17 protein-coding genes are annotated in these 18,698 nt (G+C 48.7%); 7 read left to right on the top strand and 10 right to left on the bottom strand.

The genetic code is table 11. The annotated features are described in order from the left end of the window. A partial coding sequence (locus VB712_RS06555) for a filamentous hemagglutinin N-terminal domain-containing protein (protein ID WP_323253350.1) occupies window positions 1–1,385 on the bottom strand: 1,385 nt, incomplete at its 3' end. 300 nt (window positions 1,386–1,685) lie between these two features. Here VB712_RS06555 and VB712_RS06550 point away from each other — a divergent pair. Continuing rightward, on the top strand, window positions 1,686–2,120 hold the full coding sequence (locus tag VB712_RS06550) for a response regulator (protein ID WP_323253347.1): 435 nt from the start codon (window positions 1,686–1,688) through the stop codon (window positions 2,118–2,120). Between the two features lie 91 nt (window positions 2,121–2,211). On the opposite strand, the gene VB712_RS06545 is transcribed toward VB712_RS06550, so the two are convergent. After that, window positions 2,212–3,081: a tetratricopeptide repeat protein gene (locus tag VB712_RS06545; protein ID WP_323253345.1), complete on the bottom strand. Its 870-nt coding sequence runs from the start codon at window positions 3,079–3,081 to the stop codon at window positions 2,212–2,214. A 270-nt stretch (window positions 3,082–3,351) separates the two neighbouring features. Between VB712_RS06545 and VB712_RS06540 the strand changes: the two genes are divergently transcribed. Further along, complete coding sequence (locus VB712_RS06540) at window positions 3,352–4,782, top strand: efflux RND transporter periplasmic adaptor subunit (RefSeq protein WP_323253343.1); 1,431 nt, start codon at window positions 3,352–3,354, stop codon at window positions 4,780–4,782. A 43-nt stretch (window positions 4,783–4,825) separates the two neighbouring features. Here the strand turns inward: VB712_RS06540 and VB712_RS06535 are convergent, their stop codons facing one another. From VB712_RS06535 to ftsH, 8 genes are all read right to left on the bottom strand, one after another. Continuing rightward, window positions 4,826–5,521: an ATP-dependent Clp protease proteolytic subunit gene (locus VB712_RS06535; protein ID WP_323253341.1), complete on the bottom strand. Its 696-nt coding sequence runs from the start codon at window positions 5,519–5,521 to the stop codon at window positions 4,826–4,828. A gap of 61 nt (window positions 5,522–5,582) precedes the next feature. Then, on the bottom strand, window positions 5,583–6,569 hold the full coding sequence (locus tag VB712_RS06530) for a DKNYY domain-containing protein (RefSeq protein ID WP_323253339.1): 987 nt from the start codon (window positions 6,567–6,569) through the stop codon (window positions 5,583–5,585). A 10-nt stretch (window positions 6,570–6,579) separates the two neighbouring features. Further along, a complete protein-coding gene (locus VB712_RS06525; protein WP_323253337.1) occupies window positions 6,580–6,843 on the bottom strand; it encodes a hypothetical protein in 264 nt (87 codons plus the stop codon). A 274-nt stretch (window positions 6,844–7,117) separates the two neighbouring features. Then, window positions 7,118–7,477, bottom strand: coding sequence for a hypothetical protein (locus VB712_RS06520; protein ID WP_323253335.1), 360 nt, complete (start codon window positions 7,475–7,477; stop codon window positions 7,118–7,120). Between the two features lie 15 nt (window positions 7,478–7,492). Beyond that, entirely contained in the window at window positions 7,493–7,708 is a 216-nt protein-coding gene (locus VB712_RS06515; protein WP_323253333.1) for a hypothetical protein, read from the bottom strand. Beyond that, window positions 7,701–8,075, bottom strand: coding sequence for a DUF5615 family PIN-like protein (locus VB712_RS06510; protein WP_323253331.1), 375 nt, complete (start codon window positions 8,073–8,075; stop codon window positions 7,701–7,703). Before VB712_RS06510 ends, VB712_RS06515 begins: the two co-directional genes overlap by 8 nt. Next, window positions 8,059–8,301 (bottom strand): DUF433 domain-containing protein, encoded by a 243-nt coding sequence (locus VB712_RS06505; RefSeq protein ID WP_323253329.1) that lies wholly within the window; start codon window positions 8,299–8,301, stop codon window positions 8,059–8,061. The genes VB712_RS06510 and VB712_RS06505 overlap by 17 nt, the downstream gene beginning before the upstream one ends. Before the next feature lie 92 nt (window positions 8,302–8,393). After that, the gene (ftsH, locus tag VB712_RS06500; RefSeq protein ID WP_323253327.1) at window positions 8,394–10,277 is read right to left on the bottom strand and encodes an ATP-dependent zinc metalloprotease FtsH; all 1,884 of its coding nucleotides are present in this window, start codon (window positions 10,275–10,277) and stop codon (window positions 8,394–8,396) included. A gap of 189 nt (window positions 10,278–10,466) precedes the next feature. On the opposite strand from ftsH, the gene VB712_RS06495 reads away from it, so the two are divergent. From VB712_RS06495 to VB712_RS06475, 5 genes are all read left to right on the top strand, one after another. Further along, the gene (locus tag VB712_RS06495) at window positions 10,467–11,204 is read left to right on the top strand and encodes a 2-phosphosulfolactate phosphatase family protein (protein ID WP_323253325.1); all 738 of its coding nucleotides are present in this window, start codon (window positions 10,467–10,469) and stop codon (window positions 11,202–11,204) included. Window positions 11,205–11,359: 155 nt separating this feature from the next. Then, entirely contained in the window at window positions 11,360–12,355 is a 996-nt protein-coding gene (locus VB712_RS06490; protein WP_323253323.1) for a cytochrome c oxidase subunit II, read from the top strand. Between the two features lie 207 nt (window positions 12,356–12,562). Then, a complete protein-coding gene (ctaD, locus tag VB712_RS06485) occupies window positions 12,563–14,260 on the top strand; it encodes a cytochrome c oxidase subunit I (protein ID WP_323253321.1) in 1,698 nt (565 codons plus the stop codon). Window positions 14,261–14,344: 84 nt separating this feature from the next. Then, complete coding sequence (locus VB712_RS06480) at window positions 14,345–14,968, top strand: heme-copper oxidase subunit III (RefSeq protein WP_323253319.1); 624 nt, start codon at window positions 14,345–14,347, stop codon at window positions 14,966–14,968. Window positions 14,969–15,687: 719 nt separating this feature from the next. Further along, window positions 15,688–18,690: a hypothetical protein gene (locus VB712_RS06475; protein WP_323253316.1), complete on the top strand. Its 3,003-nt coding sequence runs from the start codon at window positions 15,688–15,690 to the stop codon at window positions 18,688–18,690. The last annotated feature ends 8 nt before the right edge of the window (window positions 18,691–18,698 follow it).

The raw sequence follows: 18,698 nt of genomic DNA, 5'->3' as shown, positions 1-18,698 counted from the left end.
CCACCACCCCCTGGATTAGCTGCCGTTCCCCCAACACCATTACCGCCCATCCCTCCGGCTTGTCCACCCAAGCCACCTGTGAGAATTGAACTCCCCTCATCATTACTGCCGCCACCCCCACCGCCGCCGCCGGCCCCGCCCTGGCCGCCATCGCCTCCCGTTCCGGTTAAAGTAGCAGAGACACTTTGAAGGCGACTAGCCCGTAGAAGAATCCCTGTACCCCCTGCACCCCCTGTACCGCCCACTAAACCCGCCGCGCCACCAAGATGATTTTTCCCGCCCGTTGCGCCATCGGGTTGATCAACCCCTGCCCCGCCTTGGCCACCAATGCCCGTTAAGGAAATCGCCCCTTGAGTCGTTTCTAGATAGCTGCGATCCAGGAAAATCCCTGTACCGCCGGGATTGCCCACGCTACCATCGTGGCCCCGGCCGAAGAGGCTCATGGCACCTTGGCTCTCCAGATCACTGCCTGTGATCTTCACTTCCCCGCCAATAATTGCTAAATTCCCCCCCGACCAAACTTTGGCCTGATGCAGATCAACCGACGCGCCCCACAATTGACCTTGATTCCCCGTGGCGAAAGAACCACTAACCCCCAAGCTACCGGGTCGGGTGGCAAATTGCGCGGGTAGGGGGCCGGTGAGGTGTTGGGGAATGGCCAGCGGCGTGAGCGTGGCGAGAGCCGCCGGGTTGAGATTGATTTCTAAAGATAACAGCGATCCCGGTTGAGAAAGCCGGATGATCCCCGGTTCTGGAACGGCGGCGAGGGTAATCGGGCTGGTACTGCTGAGATGGCCCGTATTGATCACCACCGGAGCGAGGAGGGCGATCGCCCCTGGTGCAGTTAACGGAGCTTGATTAACAATAAATCCCGTCGTGGCATTGTTAAATCGCCAACCCACCACATTCCCCCCCAACGTCCCCCAATGATTCCCCCCCGTCGCATTAAACACCCCCGTATCCAATAACACCTGATCCGCCGTCGCCACATTAAAACTCGCCGGTACATCCAGCCGCGCCCCAGAGCCAAACACCCAACCCGCCGGATTCACCAAAAAAAGATTCGCCCCACTCCCGGAAAGACGGATCAGCCCTTCAATCACCGAAGGATTGCCCCCCACAACCCGCCCCAATAGGTTTTGAATGTGCGGTTGGGTGATGAAATGGGCGATTTCCCCCGGGGTGAGGCCGAATTGTTGAAAGCTGTGGAAGAGGTTTTGGCCCGCTGGGGTTCCTCCGGTGATGGTATAGGTTGAACCATGGAGGGCGATCGCTGTGTTGGTGCCATCGGCCGCAGCGGTAATGGATTGGGCTAAAGCAGATGATAACGCCAGACTAGAGAGGATCCCATAGGCGATAAATCCCTGAACCAAACAACGGATCATGATGCAGTCTTTCCCTGTTGATTTTTCTTAAGGATTTACCAAAAATCGCTGTCTGTGTTCAGTATATTGACGGAAATTTATCCGCCAACAGCCGTAAAAAATTCAGATCGGAGCATCGGGTGGAATAAAGCAATGATGTGCCTTAGGGCCCCATTGTCCACTCGTATCCATCGCTACAATGGGTTTAATCCGGATCCTCCTTGGGTTGCTGGGATTAGGGATTAGGATAATAGCGTTTAAGGGAGAGTGAATCAGGTCTGCTGGCTCCCTGCGTTCCACCCATTGCCCTCCCTTGCCACCATGTCCAAGATTTTAATTGTTGAAGATGATGCGATGAACTGCTTGGTCTTTTCCCGGGTATTGACCAAACGCGGCAATTTTGAAGTGCGCTGTACTGAAGATGTGAATGATGTGTTAGAGACGGCGCAACAGGGAGATGTCGATATCATTCTCATGGATATCGGTTTACCCAATAGCTTCTACGAAGGCAAAGCCATGAGTGGGGTTCATATTACGCAACTCCTGAAAGCTAACCCGACAACTGCCGAGATTCCCGTTGTGTTGGTGACGGCGTTTAATATGCCGGGCGATCGCGAACGCTATTTAAAAGAAAGTGGCGCAGATGGTTATATTCCTAAGCCAGTGGTGGATCATGAAAGTTTTGTGGCCCAAGTTCATCACTACATGAACGATGGTAAAACTCCCTCCCCCTGTGGCGGTGAGGAAGGGAAATAATACAGACCCAATCCTCACCTACCCCAAGGGGGATGGGTTCAGGATTGGCGATGTTGTTGAGATGTTCCACAGGAGAGGGAACGCCCTCTGTTTATGGGGTGCTGCTGCTCAGTTGTGTGCGGATGGCAGGGACAGCGAGGAATTGAGCGGCATCTTCAATGAGGCGATCGCCCCAAAGATTCAACCGTAAAAAATCTAAATCGCCATAACTCGGATCCAGGGATAGAGCCATGCGCCCTAACCGAACTGCCTCTGATGATGGGGATTGACGATAACGGGCAACGGCGATCGCCAGCATCGGTTCAGCGGCATTGGTATCAATTTTTAAAGCCGCTTCCCAAGCTTCAATGGCGGCAGGGATCTCTCCCTTTTCGTATTTAACCAGGCCAATATTATTCACCGCTGGCCAAAACTCATTGGACAAATCGATGGCTTTTTCATAAGCGGCGATCGCCTCTTCATATTCTTGAAGTTTGTAATGGGTATTGCCCAGATCAAACCAAGCTTCTAAGGACTCTTCATTTTCTCCCAATCCTTGGCGAAACACCTGCTTGGCTTTCAGGTATTCCTCCGTTTGGAAATAAGCAGACCCCAGCATGAACAGCACCCCGGTTCGTTCCTGAACATTGCCAGAGGGTAGCAAATCCCGAGCCTTTTCGAGAGTAGTCACCGCTGTTGGATAATCCTCTTCCTGGAGATAGAGGCTACCCAAGAGGAACCAAGCCCGAAAATCCTTAGGAACCAGTTGGGCAGCGAGCTTGGCCCGAGGAAAGGCCAGTTCATACTGCTCAAACCGCGTCAACTGCACAGCATCTTGCAGCATCGCTAACCCTTGATCTTCAAGGTTTTGGGCATTAAGATCAACCCGGTAAGGCAAAAGGGCTTGACCCAACGCCGGGAGGCCAAGGGGCCAGGCAGCGGCGATCGCCACCAGAGAAAAAATCCAGTTTCGCTTCGGCACAGTCGTTCCAATAAAGTTCAGCAGTGGTTCCTCCTATCTTAATCGAGATATTCAGAGATCCGCCTCAATCATACTGTTGCCCCATCTCAAGCCCAAAATTTCCCTGTTCCCCACTCCCCACTCCTGCCGTGGAGAAGAAAGAGCTAGAGAATCACGCCACCGTTGATCTCGAAGCGCGATAGTCTAAACTAAACGATTAGGCGGTGCGTTGCCTGGGGCTTCCCATCAAATTAAAATTCTTTCCCCACAATTTATTTAGCTCTAATTCCTATGACTGCCTCCCCTCCTTTGCAATCCCGTAACCTGCTCCCTTGGATTGTTGGCGTAGCGGGTGTTGGCATTATCGGCGTGGGTCTGATCACCTACCGAACCATGCTAGGAAGTAATACGATCCTCGAAGATTACACCGTTCCCGTCACCACCACCTCCCTGCAAATTCAGTTTGAAGCCAGCGGCACGGTTGTGCCGATTCGCAGCGTCAATATTAGCCCCACCCAAGCGGGGGAATTGCGCCAACTCCTTGTTGATCAAGGGGTGCAGGTGGAGCAGGGGCAACGCCTGGCGGTGATGGATAATGCGGCCATTTTCACCCAAGGGGCCCAAGCGGAAGCTCGGTTTCGACAGGCGATCGCCAACCTCCGCGAAGCAGAACTGCGCCGCCCCGGCACCATTGAACAAGCCCGCGCCCGCTTCATTGGCGCACAATCTCGCCTCCAACAGGCCCAAGCCCGCATCCCCACCGAAATCCAACAAGCCAATGCCGAATTAGTCGCCGCCACCGAGCGAGCGAACCGCGCTCAAGAACGGGTAGACCGCTACATCAGTCCCACAGAACAGGGGGCCATTTCCAACAACGCCTTTGATGATGCCGTGGTGGAACTGCGTCGGGCCCAAGCTGATGTCCTGCGGGCCCAAGAGTCCCAACGTCGGGAAATGCAAACCGCCCGCCCAGAAATCCAAGAACTGGAAGCCGCTGTCTTTGAGGCCCGCGCCGCCCTCAACCAAGCCGAACAAGGCAGCGCCGCCGAAATTGCCAGTCTACAAGCCGGTGCTGAAGCTGCCCAAGCCGCTGTGGAAGAAATTCGGGTTCAGTTTGAAAAAACCCTAATTACCGCGCCCTTTGATGGCATAATCACCCAAAAATATGCCACCCCTGGAGCCTTCGTCACTCCCACCACATCGGGATCTACCGCTGCTTCTTCTTCCGCCACCTCGATCCTCGCCCTCGCTGAAGGCTTAGAAATCCTTGCCAAAGTCCCGGAAATTGATGTCACCCGTTTGCAATTGGGGCAGTTTGTAGAGATTATTGCCGATGCCTATCCCGATGAGCGGTTTCGGGGACGGGTGCGGCTGATTGCCCCGGAGGCGATCGTTGAGCAAAACGTGACCTCCTTTGAGGTGCGGATTGTGTTGGAGCCAAAAGCCATTGAAGCGTTTTTGCCGGGGATGAATGTGGATCTCACCTTTTTAGGAGAACAACTGTCCCGCAGTTTAGTGGTTCCCACGGTGGCGATCGTCCGGGAAGAGGGGGAAACGGGGGTAATGGTGGCGGATACCCAAAATCGCCCGGTGTTCCGCCCGGTGGTGTTGGGCAGCACGATCGGGGAGCAAACCCAGGTGCTCAGTGGTTTAACCGCTGGGGAGCGAGTGTTTATCGACCTCCCCGAGGAGTTCCGCCGCGAGGAAGAGGAGGAAGATTAATGCTCTCCCCTCTTGTGCAGAGAAGGCAAAGCAACGAGGTTCATCACTGCGATCGCACCATAGGATGTTGTTCAATGACGCGATCAATAATGCCGTAATTTTGCGCCTCCATAGCACTCATATAATTATCCCGTTCGGTATCTCGGCGGATTGCAGTGATCGATTGGCCAGTGTGAAACGCCAATAAACTATTCAGTAAATTCATCAAATAAGTGGACTCCCTTGCTTCAATTTCAATATCCTCAGGATTACCCATGGCAAAACTAAACGGTTGATGAATCATGACGCGAGCATGGGGAAAGGCAAACCGTTTTCCCGGTGTTCCCGCTGCGAGTAAAATAGCAGCCATTGATGCGGATAATCCCATGCTAACCGTCACCACATCCGCTTGAACCGATTGCATCGCATCATAAATTGCCATGCCTGCATACACCGATCCCCCCGGAGAACTGATATAGAGATAAATATCTTGATCCGGATTTTCCCCATCCAGTTCTAGAAGTTGTGAAATAACAGTATTTGCAGTTCCATCGGAAATATAACCACTCAAAAAAATCATCCGGTCAGTGATCGAGTCTTCTTCATCATCCTCAGAACAAGATTCTTCCTCTTCGTTTTGAGCCATCACAGGAGAAGATTGCTCCATCACGTTTTTTTCACCTTTGCCATAGGTCGAGGTACTGAGCAACAGATTCAGCAAAACCGTGAAAATCGCGATTAAATGTAAATTTTTACCCATTGTTGAAGACACTCCCTGATTTACAAAAACCTAGCGGCTCCCATTGCTAGCACTATCTTACCTACGAAGGCGTTTTTGGTGCTTCTTCCATGGGGCTACATTTGAAATATCGTTTGTTTTTATCCCGAACCCCCTGCTCATCGGCAACAAATGTCGCCACATCCGCCCCCTCCACAACGCCCATACCACAGTAAACCCGCTGGGCATCCTTGGCATAGGTGTCGGCTTGATTGTAAAGATCAAACTTGTCGCGGCCAACAGCTTGTAAGCTGGCAACGTCGGCAGGTTCAAAAAGATAGCCATTGTAGTAGGCGTGGTGGGCATCCTTGCTATAGCGGTGGCCCAGCGCCTCGAAGGTGCGCGGATCGGCTTGTGGAACGATGCGATCGAGGTAGTAAACTTGGGTTGCGTCTTTGGCGTAGTCGCTGTCGTTTTCCATCACTTGGAACGTGGCGGGATCGGCGATCGCCACCGCTTCAATGCCATGATAATTGCCGACATAGTAGTTGTATTTGTCGTAGGCCCAGATATTGGCATCGGCATAGGTGACTTGATTGAGGTCAACCACCTGTTTTAGGGAAGGGCGATCGCGAATCCCCACCGGATTCCCCTGTACATACCAGTCCCGTTTGTCCTCCGCCACGCTGTCCAACCAGAGCATTTTGAAAAAGGCGGGATCTGCACCTACCACGACAGTCCCCATGAAATACACCTGACGCGCATCTTTGGCATAGTAACCATGAACCCATTGAAAGGTTGCCACCTCTGCCCCGGCAATGGGCTGACTTTGGTAAAACACCTGCTGGGCATCTTTGGCATAGTCAGGGGAACCTTCGATCCGTTGGAAGGTCTTGCCATCGGCTCCCGGTACTAAGGTTTCAACGGTTTCTTGAAAGGCCCAAATCCCAGGAATAACTTTGCCGGTTTCCAGGTGTCGGTAATAAACCTCGCGGCCGCGAACCGCGTAGCCCAGTTTTTCCGACCGGCAAGCCGCCAAGCCGAGCAGGGCCAAAACCAAAACCATCTGGGCAATTCGAGGCAGTTTCATCAGTTTAACCTCAGTTTAAGGGCGATAGCCGAATATCCTCAGCAGGGTTCTCAATACAAAAAATAGCTGATTTTTGAGGATGCAGCCTTTCTAGCATCTTTCTTTGAGTCGGGCCAGATTGTTCGCGAGCCTGCTTTAACAACGCACCAATCTTAAAGGCTTTATACCTCTCATTAAATCCTTCGTCGAAAACCGGATCATTGGCTCGACGCTTGGAAATGTATGCTCTTAAATCCGACATTCCGCAGGTTGACAAATAAAATAAAGTGTGCATTCATTTTTTGCTTCCTGAAAGCCTTGAAAAATGGCAGGTTTCGACTTTGGATGTTGCCGCTCAAATTATTACGGAACATTAAGCTACTCGTTGAGTTCTCAAAATTGGCAAATCTCAGAAGTCTCTTCTCACAAGGCTTACAGCGATTTCATTTAGTAATGCACAGTAAAAATAAAATGTCAACCTGCGGAAAGTGAGTTAAATCACTCATAATTCCTTCCTTTAGCAATGCTCCTCAACTCAGAACCACATTAAAAATCCCCACCAAACCCACTTAAAGATTTTGGCAGCCGTTAGAGGGCAACTGTATAACAGCATTGTCAAAATCTTCAATCTTCGGCGCACCATGGGCCAACCAATCATAGCTAAAGACAGCAAGCTGCATCTTGGGAATATCTTCAGCCGCCGTGAAACCAGCACCCGGTAAACCGGTCGTCTGATTAACCACAAGAATGGTTAAGGGTGGCAGATCCTTTAACAAACAATAGGACTGGATTGGCTCTAAACATTTGCCAAGACCCGATATGGCCATGCCCGTAAGCTGATAAACCATTTTATATGTAAGAATTTGGCGGTTATCAGCGGCCAAAGCCAACAGAGACCAAATTTGAGCGGATCGCTCCGTAATTTTCATCGGCTTAACCTCGGTTTAGGAAAGTTGGGCTACCATCAGTTTTTGTTGTTTGGGGGGTAACTGGATGTATGCTGCGACGATTTCGCGAAATTGTTCCCCGTCGATGGTTTCTTGATCGAGCAAGATATCCGCCAACGGATCATTATCGTTCCCGTTCCATCGCCAGTACCAACTGCTGCGATGCCAGCAAAAGACTAAATACAGTTGGTGTGCAATGGGCTTGTTAGACATCATGCACTAACGGTAAACGACGAACACGAATACGGCTTGAGTCAACTGTAATGGCTGCTCCTTGTTCCAAATCTTCCAAACATTCAGCAACTACTGTTAACAAAAGATCTGTGAGTGCCTTGGCACGTAATCTTTCAACCCGAATGCGAATAACTGAGGGATTAACTGCTATATCAAGAGCCAGCAATGTATGAAAATCCGCATCAAGCGTAGCAACAACACGCCTCTCGTCTCTAGCTCTCTGGATAATGTCTGAGTCTTCGGCTTCAGACATCCCAATTTCACCCACATGGATAGTGTTGATTCCTGCATCACGTAATAATGCTGCCGCAGATAGTGGTAGTCCCTGATCAAGCAACAGTTTCATAAGGATTATGGAGTTCAATGATCCGATCATCCAAGTAAGAACAGGCAAAAATTAAGGCTTGTTGGATATCTTCGTACTCTAGTTCTGGAAATTCTTGATATAATTCTTCCCGGTCAGGATAAGTTGCCAGTAGTTCAATAACCCGACGAACAGTAAGGCGAAGATTACGAATACAGGGTTGCCCATTCATGCGTTTCGGATTGCTGGTAATACGATCTAGTTTCATTAAAGTCATCCTTTAGGAAATTTTGTTTTTATCTTTTCAAACCGCAAGTCACCTATGGGAGGCGAAAGTTTTTTCGCCCCTACATGGGCGGTTTAGGACAGTTGGGCCACCATTAGTTTTTGCTGTTTGGGGGGTAACTGGGTGTATTCTGCGACGATTTCTCGGAATTGTTCCCCGTCGATAGTTTCCTGATCCAAAAGGATATCGGCGAGACGATCTAAGAGGGGACGGTGTTCGCGGATCAGGCGGCGGGCTTCGGCGTAGCAGTGGGAGGCGATCGCCCGCACCTGTTGATCAATTTTAGCCGCCAATTCCTCCGAATATTCCGAGCGATTCCAATCATTCCCCCCTAAAAAGACCTGACCATTGGGGATTTCTAGGGCTACTTGACCTAAATTTGACATCCCATAGAGTGTCACCATATCCCGCGCCAACTTCGTCACCTGTTGGATATCACTGGCGGCCCCTTGGGTCATTTCCGCCATCCCGAAAATTTCCACCTCAGCGGCCCGGCCCCCTAAGGCAATGGTGATAAAGTCCAACAACCAAGAACGGGTGGGGCCGATATCCATATCCTCATCGGGAACCTGTTGGGCAAAGCCGCCAATGCCCCCAGAACGGGGGATGATTGTCACCTTATTGAGGGGATCGGCGTGTTCGAGTAACGTCATCAAGAGGGCGTGGCCTAACTCATGGTAGGCAATGATGCACTTTTTCTTACTATCGAGGAGGGGCTTGAGTTTTAAACCCACCGTGACGCGATCGAGGGCATCATCTACTTCTAGGGTGGAAATTTCCGATTTACGACGGCGGGCGGTGAGGATTGCGGCTTCGTTTAAAACGTTGGCTAAATCGGCCCCCGCTAAACCGGGAGTACGGCGAGCGAGGACTTCGAGGGAAACCTCCTCCGCCATTTTTTTGGTGCGGGCGTGGACTTCGAGGATTTTTAACCGGCCTTGGCGATCGGGGAGATCCACCGTCACCTGACGATCAAACCGGCCAGGTCGTAACAATGCAGTATCTAAAACATCGGGGCGATTAGTGGCAGCAATGACAATTACGCCGGTATTGCCCTCAAAGCCGTCCATTTCCGTGAGCAATTGGTTGAGGGTTTGTTCCCGCTCATCGTTGCCGCCGCCGATGCCTGTCCCCCGTTGGCGGCCCACCGCATCGATTTCATCAATGAAGATTAAACAGGGGGCGTTTTCTTTGGCTTTTTTGAAGAGATCCCGAACGCGGGAAGCCCCCACGCCGACGAACATTTCCACAAATTCAGAGCCGGAAATACTGAAGAATGGTACACCGGCTTCTCCGGCGACGGCTTTAGCCAAGAGGGTTTTACCTGTACCGGGGGGGCCAATGAGGAGGACACCTTTGGGAATCCGCGCCCCGATCGCCGTGAATCGTTCCGTTTCTTTCAGGAAAGACACCACCTCTTGCAGTTCTTCCTTGGCTTCGTCAATACCCGCCACATCATCAAAGACAATGCCGGTTTTCGCCTCCATTTGGAAGCGGGCCCGCGATCGCCCAAAGGAAAATGCCTGTCCTGAGGAAGCCGCCGATCGCCGCAGCACCATCACCACCACAGCAAAGATAATAAACAGCATCGCCAAATTGACCAATACGCCAAAGGTGGCACTGTGATCCGTAGAAGGCTTCACCAAAAATTCTAAATTCTTCGCCCGTACCTTCTCGATTAATTCGGGGTTATCGGTAAATAGATCAACCGTATGGGGTTGATTGCCTTCCCCAGCGAGGATCACCTTCGCCACCCCCGTGGCGGGATCATATTCAATACTTTGGACTTGGCCCTCTTCGACGCGCTGGAGCAACTCGCTATAGGAAAGGGTTTTCGGTTCGGTTTGGGCGATCGCCTCCATCGGGCTAGCCCATTGCAGTGAACCAACAAGCGCCATCCCCAAAAAGAAATACCAAGTTTTGCGGACTGCTGCTCTGGGGGAAAAATGCTTATTCATGGGGCCGGGCCAAGTCTCTAACGGTGAATTGCTTTTATTTTAGAGTTTTAATCCCCGTTTCTGCACCGATTGACCAAGGGACTGAGGGGGAATTCCTAACCTGAGCCTTAACCTTGAAGTTGGTGAGAGGGGGCAGCTTTCACCCTTAAGATAGGTTTTGGCCCTTGATCACACCGGAAAAAAACCATTGTGAAAATCTTCGTTTACCACACCCCCGAATTAACCCCTACGGATCACCTCCCTGCCTGTGCGGTGGTGATTGATGTGTTACGCGCCACAACGACGATCGCCACGGCCCTAGCCGCCGGAGCCGAAGCGGTGCAAACCTTCCGGGATTTAGACATCCTCACCCAGGTGAGCGAAACCTGGCCCGCTGACCAACGGTTACGGGCGGGGGAGCGAGGGGGCCGTCAGGTGGAGGGGTTTGAAATGGGCAATTCGCCCCTGGTTTGTACGCCGGACGTGGTGGGGGGGAAACGGCTGTTTCTCAGCACCACCAACGGCACGCGGGCATTGCAAGCGGTGGAGGATGCGCCCCTTGTGTTTACTGCGGCTCAGGTGAACCGTCAAGCGGTGGTCAATGCCCTACGGGAACATCGACCGGAAACCCTTTGGTTGGTGGGTTCTGGGTGGGAGGGGAGCTATTCCCTGGAGGATACGGTGTGCGCCGGAGCGATCGCCCTCCCCTTTTATCAGGAATTGGGGGCAGAAATGTTAGGCAATGATGAAGTTTTAGGGGCGATCGCCCTTTACCAGCAATGGCAAAATGATCTGGTGGGCCTCTTCCGCCAAGCCAGTCACGGCCAGCGTTTGCTCCGTCTGGGCCTCGATGAGGATTTAGCCTATTGCGCCGAGAGCGATCGCCTCGATATCGTCCCCCAACAAACAGAAAAAGGGGTGTTAAAAAGCATCGGAACCGTAAAATAACCTTAAAAATTAACGATTCCTGTCGGATTGACTGCATTGTCAAACAAGAAATTCGTTAAATTCTAAGGGGAGACTCCGGGGCGAGGATCTGCTCAGTACCAAGCCCCTTGCCCCTTGCCCATCCCGCAATCCTGGGTCTATGACCTTTAATCTCTATGGCTAACGAAAAAGAAACAGTTCCCGGTACATTAATTACCCTCGTCATTGGTGTCGCTGTGACGGGGATCAGCATTTGGTACGGGCAAAATAACAACCTCCTACCGGAACAAGTCTCCCTCCAGGCCCCCCTGGTGGATGATCTGTTCAATATCATGGTGGTGATTGGCACCGCCTTATTTTTAGTCGTGGAGGGGGCGATCGTCTTCACGTTGATTAAATTTCGCCACCGGCCCGGGGATGAAACCGACAGTCAGCCCGTCATGGGTAACTTTTCCCTGGAAATCTTTTGGACGGCAATCCCCGCCTTTATTGTCATCGGTTTAGGCATCTACAGCGTCCAGGTTTATAACCAAATGGGCGGCTTTGATGCTGGCGGCCACATGGCCCACCATGGCCATGCTCCTGTACAGGTGGCCAGCCTCCCCGGTAGTGATGGCCCCCTCTTAGCCCAGTCCGGTGATGTCACCTATGGTTTAGGGGCTAATGCCGAGATGGGGGTGCGGCCAGCGGATCTGAATGTGGATGTGGCGGCGATGCAATACGCTTGGATCTTTACCTATCCTGAGACAGGAATTATTTCTGGGGAACTTCATGTACCCCTCGGTCAGGATGTGAAACTGAACCTTGAAGCGAAGGATGTACTCCATGCTTTTTGGTTGCCTCAGTTCCGGATTAAACAGGATGTGATCCCCGGTCAGCAAACCCAATTGCGGTTTGTCGCCACTAAAACAGGTACTTATCCGATTGTTTGCGCCGAACTCTGTGGCTCTTACCATGGGGGGATGCGATCGCAAATCATCGTCCATAGCCCAGAAGACTATCAGGCTTGGGTGGAGTCGAACACCGTTGCCCAGGCTCCTGGTCTAGAGCAAACCGTGGCGATGAACACCGATAGCCATCACTACGATGATGTAGACCGCCTAGCGGCCTTCACCCGTCAATTCGATATGGATCACGTTGGGCCCGCCATTGCCGCCCACACCCATCTCTAACGGGTCTTCAGAAAATATGGTGAAATTGGCTAAATTTGGATACTGGATGTGCTTAGGGGCGAAAAGTTTTTGTGCCTCCGGCAGGCTTACGCCAACGCTCCTAAATCGAGGGTTCCAATTTTTATATCAGTTTAAATTATCACCAAAAACGTTGAAGACCCTCTAGAACTGTCCTTTTTGCCCCTCATCTTTTGTAAATAACTTGGTATGGCACAAGCACAACTTCCCCTCCAATCCCCACCCCCTCAAGAACACACAGGCCACGCCCATCCAGAACAGTGGTCTTGGTATCATTATTTTCTCTACAACACCGACCATAAGGTGATTGGGATTCAATACCTTGTCACCGCCTTTTTCTTCTACCTCGTGGCAGGGGTGATGGCCCTATTCATGCGAGCAGAACTGGCCACCCCCGATCCGGACTTATTAAGTCCCGACGTTTACAACACATTGCTCACCAACCACGGCACATTAATGATCTTTTTTTGGATCGTGCCAGCGGCCATTGGCGGATTTGGGAATTACCTCGTTCCCCTGATGATTGGGGCCAAGGATATGGCCTTCCCCAATTTGAATGCGATCGCCTTTTGGCTCAACCCCATTGCAGCGGTATTCCTGGGGATGAGTTTCCTCTACGGTGGGGCCCAAGCCGGTTGGACTTCCTACCCACCCTTGAGTATCGTCACCAGCCCCACGGGCCAAAGCTTTTGGATTCTCTCCATTGCCCTGATCGGGACTTCCTCCATTTTGGGGGCGTTGAACTTTTTGGTGACGGTCTACCACTTGAAAACCCCCAATATGCAATGGGATGAACTGCCCCTGTTTTGTTGGGCCATGGTGGCCACCTCTTTCCTCGCCCTTTTCTCAACGCCGGTTTTAGCCATTGGCTTGATCATGCTGTTGTTTGATATCAACTTCGGCACTGGCTTTTTCCGCCCAGAAATGGGGGGGGATGTGGTGGTGTATCAGCACCTCTTTTGGTTCTATTCCCACCCGGCGGTATATCTGATGATCCTGCCCATTTTCGGCGTAATGTCGGAAATCATTTCCACCCATTCCCGGAAACCAATTTTTGGCTATAAGGCGATCGCCTATTCCAGTCTCGCGATCTGCGTTGTTGGTCTATTCGTCTGGGTTCACCATATGTTCACCAGCGGCACACCCCCCTGGATGCGGATGTTCTTCACGATCTCCACCTTGATCGTCGCCGTCCCCACGGGGGTGAAAATCTTCGGTTGGGTGGCTACCCTTTGGGGCGGTAAAATCCGGTTCACCAGCCCGATGCTCTTTGCCGTTGGGTTATTGGCGATGTTCGTCTTTGGCGGTTTAAGTGGTGTCACCTTGGGAACGGCTCCCTTTGACCTCCATGTTCATGACACCTATTATGTCGTCGCTCACTTCCACTACGTCCTCTTTGGCGGTTCCGTCTTCGGCCTCTACGCCGGGATTTACCACTGGTTCCCCAAAATGACCGGGCGGATGTACAACGAAACCCTAGGGCGGATTCACTTTATCCTCACATTCATTGGTACTAACCTTACCTTTTTACCGATGCACAGCCTCGGGATGCAAGGGATGCCCCGCCGCGTCGCCATGTATGACCCCCAATTTGAATTCCTCAATAAGGTTTGCACCTATGGCTCCATCCTGTTAGGGATTTCCGTCTTACCCTTTTTGATTAATATGATCTGGAGTTGGAGCCAAGGCGCACCCGCCGGCCGCAACCCCTGGCGATCGCTCACCCTCGAATGGCAAACCACCTCCCCCCCGGCGATCGAAAACTTCGACGAAGAACCCATCGTCTGGGCCGGCCCCTACGATTACGGCATTGATACCCAAAGCTTTGAACCCAACGAACTCACCGTTGAGGAAATCTTGGCAGAAGTCGGCAAAGAAATGAAGTAGAAAGTGGGAAGTGGGAAGTGATTTGTTACTCTCTAGCTCCTACTTCCTACTCTCTACCCCCTACCCCCTACCCCCTAAGCCCTAATGACCACCCCCCTCGACGCGGCTCAAAACGGAGCCTATCCCACCGCCACCCCAACCACTGAGTCCCATAGTGAACATGGCGATCATCGCCTCATGGGTTTAATGACGTTCCTCGCCTCAGAATCTTTAATGTTCTTTGGCATCTTCACCGCCTATCTCATCTACCGTGCTAATGCCGAAGTCTGGCCCCCAGAAGGCACAGAAGTGGAGCTATTTGTACCTGCGATCAACACAATTATTCTGGTTTCCAGTAGTTTTGTGTTGCACATGGGCGAGGTCGCGATTAAAAAAGGCCAAGTTCAACAAATGCGCCTTTGGTATATCGCCACGATCATCATGGGTTTAGTATTCCTCGGTGGTCAGGTTTATGAATATACCGAGTTAGGTTATGGCCTTTCGGCAAATGTCTTTTCCAGTTGTTTCTATGTGATGACCGGCTTCCACGGTTTGCACGTTTTTGTCGGCGTGTTGATGATGTTAGGGGTACTGTGGCGATCGCGCCGCCCCGGCCATTACACCGCCACCAAACACACGGGCGTATCCATGGCGGAAATTTACTGGCATTTCGTCGATATCATCTGGATCATCCTGTTTGTCCTCCTCTATATCCTGACGCTGTTTTAATGAAAGCCCCCATCCCCCAAAAAGGGATACAGGGAGTTAGAGCAAAGTCCATCTCCCTCCCTGGGAGAGGGATTTAGGGTGAGGGCGGGGGCGAAAAATTTTTCGCCCCTACTCTATTTTTCGCCTTTTCGCCCCCACGCTTCGGGTAGATCTAAGGGTAGAAAAATCACATCTCCGTACAATTGCACAAAACTAATTTTAAAATCAATACCCGGCAACATCTCCCCCGCACATGGCTACGGATTGCGGCAAAAATATTCCCCGCAATTGTGACATGGGCTGCGCTGGCCCCTACCATGTCATCAATTTGGCCCTAACAATATTCATACTTAATCGGTCTGGTTTCTTCCAAGGCGAGATATTCTTCCGGAGAAAAATAACCAGCATCAATTGGGGCGATATGGCACTAACAGCTTAAAAACCATAGATTCTCCCATTGTAGCGCGATCGCCCTTTGCCCTTGGATTGGGTAACTGAGCAGAACCGTGGGGTTGCCAGATACAGACTATACATACTAGAGGGGGGCGATCGCCCATGATCCACGAACCTGAATCCCACTCCTGAGGGTGACGGCTTCACCTATTTTTTCAGTGAAATTACGCATAAAATTACGCAAAATTGTTCATAGCATTACAAACAATTAAGTTTGACTTGACAAGTGAAGGTAATCTTAGGGATAAGTAAGAAAATTCTCACATCATCACTAAACTTGAAGTGCAATGGTCAGTCAACTGAGAGACAGCAATAATAATCTGCCAACCGTGGATTATGGCGACTTGCTGACAAAAATCATCGAAACGATGCAAGCGTCATCGGAACCTGTTTTTAAGATCATGACAACAGTTGTTGACAATAAATCTTACAAGCGATGTATTTTTGACATTGATCAAATCGCCACCACTGTCTCTCAAAAACCAATTCCTAGTCCATTAAGTCGCTCGCCTAATCATAAAATAACAACGCTTAACTTTACCGAAGAATGCGAAAAACAATTTCCGCAACAGATTCAGCAAGTCCAGCAAATTCTTGAGAAATTACTTCAAGATGCTGTTAACCATTATTTACAAGCTCAACCATCTATTTCTCCTCAAACCTTTATAAAGCAGCTTATTGTTGATTTATCTAGTTTTGAAGGAAAACAAGCAACCGCAAACTTTAGCTATCCTTTTAGTGAACCTAATTCATTAAAAAAATGTCGATTGACATTTGATGATGTTCAGTCTAAAGATAAACATTTGCGCTTTCATAAGTTAACCATTCGCGTCAATCATGGCATAAATTTTGATGAATTGGTTAAAGCAGGCATTTTAAACTATTTAGATCAAGAGTTTGAAAATTGTTCTGTAGAAAATAAAGAAGAATTAGAGGATATTGTTGATGATCTATATCGTCAACGTGAAGAACCCAAAAATGATTTTGGTAAATTAAAGAAAATCGTTAATCAAGAAACATTAGGTAAATTAAAGCGAAAAGCCCAGATTATTTATCTACAATTTTTATTAGACCAATATCATCAAAGTAGTAAAGAAATTGAGGAAGAAGGAGCCATTTATTTACAGTCTTTAATTCGACGACTTCAGTATATTGATGAATACATCAATTTAGATTATGCTGATGGTGATTATGAGATTCAGCACTCCAATGGCTCTATTAACTATAGAGATATATTTGCCTGTGAAGATGCCTTTGATTATTTACCTGTTATCCCCAGCATTGATGGAAACTTAGGAGAATTTCGTCTGGATGGAGCCATTGAATTTACGCTAGGTTTAAAACTGAAGCTCAATGGAGGTGTGAACAGATCTAAAGGAGAATCATCCTTTCAATATCACCTTGATTTACTCAATCCTGACAGCAAACTTTACCAAGAAAATATCAGCACAAAGTTTGGTTTTCTGAAAATCCTCAAGATCGCACTACTTTACTTCTTTGTCTTTGCTTGTGATGATCCTAACTCACCAAATTATCAACCGACTGACGATCTAAACTATAATCCCATTGAAAAATTTCAGTCCAATGTTTTACCTGACCTGCAAAAATCTGACGATTCTCGCTCTGATATGTTGAGGAAAATCTGTAAAGGTTTTATGAAGTACGAGGTTGAGAAAAAAATCAATAAACTTGTTAAATTTCTCAAAAAAGTGATTAACTATAAAACACCGGCAAAGCCACAGGAAAGCCCAGTTTATTTAACGTTAAAAAACCGCCTCCTTAAAGATGACTATCAAGAGATAATTGATGAAAGTACAGTATTTGATCAATGTGTAACAGTCAATCCTAAGTTAGCGTTGAAATACATAGATGTTACTGAAGCAAAATCCCAAAGCAATACATTTTTGAATATTCCCGTCACCCTTGGTATTAGTGATTTACAATATTTTATAACTGACGATGAGCAATCTTTCAGAATGCAGTATGATATCAAGTCAGTTCAAGTATTACCGATTATTTTTGGTGTAAAAGATAATAGCTCGCTACAAGAATTTTATGCAAAGTATGAACTTAAGCAGTGCAATGCTTTGGTTTTTTCTCATCAACAAGCAAAACCCAGTTTGAGAGAAAATTTCTTTTACAATTTTACTTTTTCTCTCCTTGTTTACACCACCTTAAACATCTTACTTAAAGAAGAACGCTTATTTTTACCTATTTTACGCTTAGATATTGAAAAAAGAGATGATGCCGGATTGCGAGAAAATTTTATGTATAACTTCTCTAAAGTTCTAGCTCATTTATTGAACGAACAACATCGTTCCAATGCACAGGGGATTGATGTTCGCTCTGCTAACACTCATAAAATTAAAAATGCCATGAGTTCGCTTTATTCTGTGCTACCCAAAACCTTTACCCTGCCTCAACTCACAAAATTAGAAAAACTAGCAATGATCATTGTCTCTAGTCGTGAACATGATCGAAGTTGGAAACCTGAGATTCAGCAAAAATATGCGACCCTCATGGGAGAAGTAGTAGGTATCCTCCAGGAAGAGCATCGTAAAGTTAAGTATCGTCTCATTCAAACCTTTTCCGCAAATTATGATCGAGAGACACTATTCACACAGCCTACGATCATGGGTGATGTCATCCAAAAATTGTATCGCCAAGGATATCGACATATTATCTATATTGCCAAAGCACCCTATACCAGTACATTGCACTTAACCCAAAATCAAGATGATGAAGATTTATTTTTTATGTCTCGAGATATCATGAGGTTACTTAAAGGAGAGTATCAGGATTTAAATATTTATCCCATGTTTTTCGATAAATATTATGTGGTTCCCCTGAAAACCTTGGCTCAATCTCTTTATATTGAAGATACGGCAGAACTAACCCATTTGGCTGAAGATCAAAATAAAAGGTTTGCCGTTTTCTTTAACCTCTTTAATGGCCAAGCAGTCGGAAATGATCGAACCTATCGAGGCGTTATTTCCTATAGCACCCTGTTGAATTTCTATGATGGAATCCTTGGAGATCAAAAAATTCGGCAAGGATTGATTGATCAAGGAAACATCAAGCAAGATATTTTGCAATACTTGACACTTTTTCATTTTGCCAGATATGAAAAAATGGGCAAAAGTATCCAGCTAAAGCTTGATCCCTATCAAAACCTAATTGGCGATAAATCCGTGGGTAAATTGGCATTAATGCCCCATGCTAAAGAAAAAGTTGAATTTAACATTTTGGCATTTTTGACCCGTGTTAAAGTAATTTTGAATAAAAAATAAAAAATTAT

This window comes from Spirulina sp. CCNP1310 (genome assembly GCF_034932185.1).
GTDB lineage: Bacteria > Cyanobacteriota > Cyanobacteriia > Cyanobacteriales > Spirulinaceae > Spirulina.
This window is presented reverse-complemented; position numbering and strand designations above follow the sequence as displayed.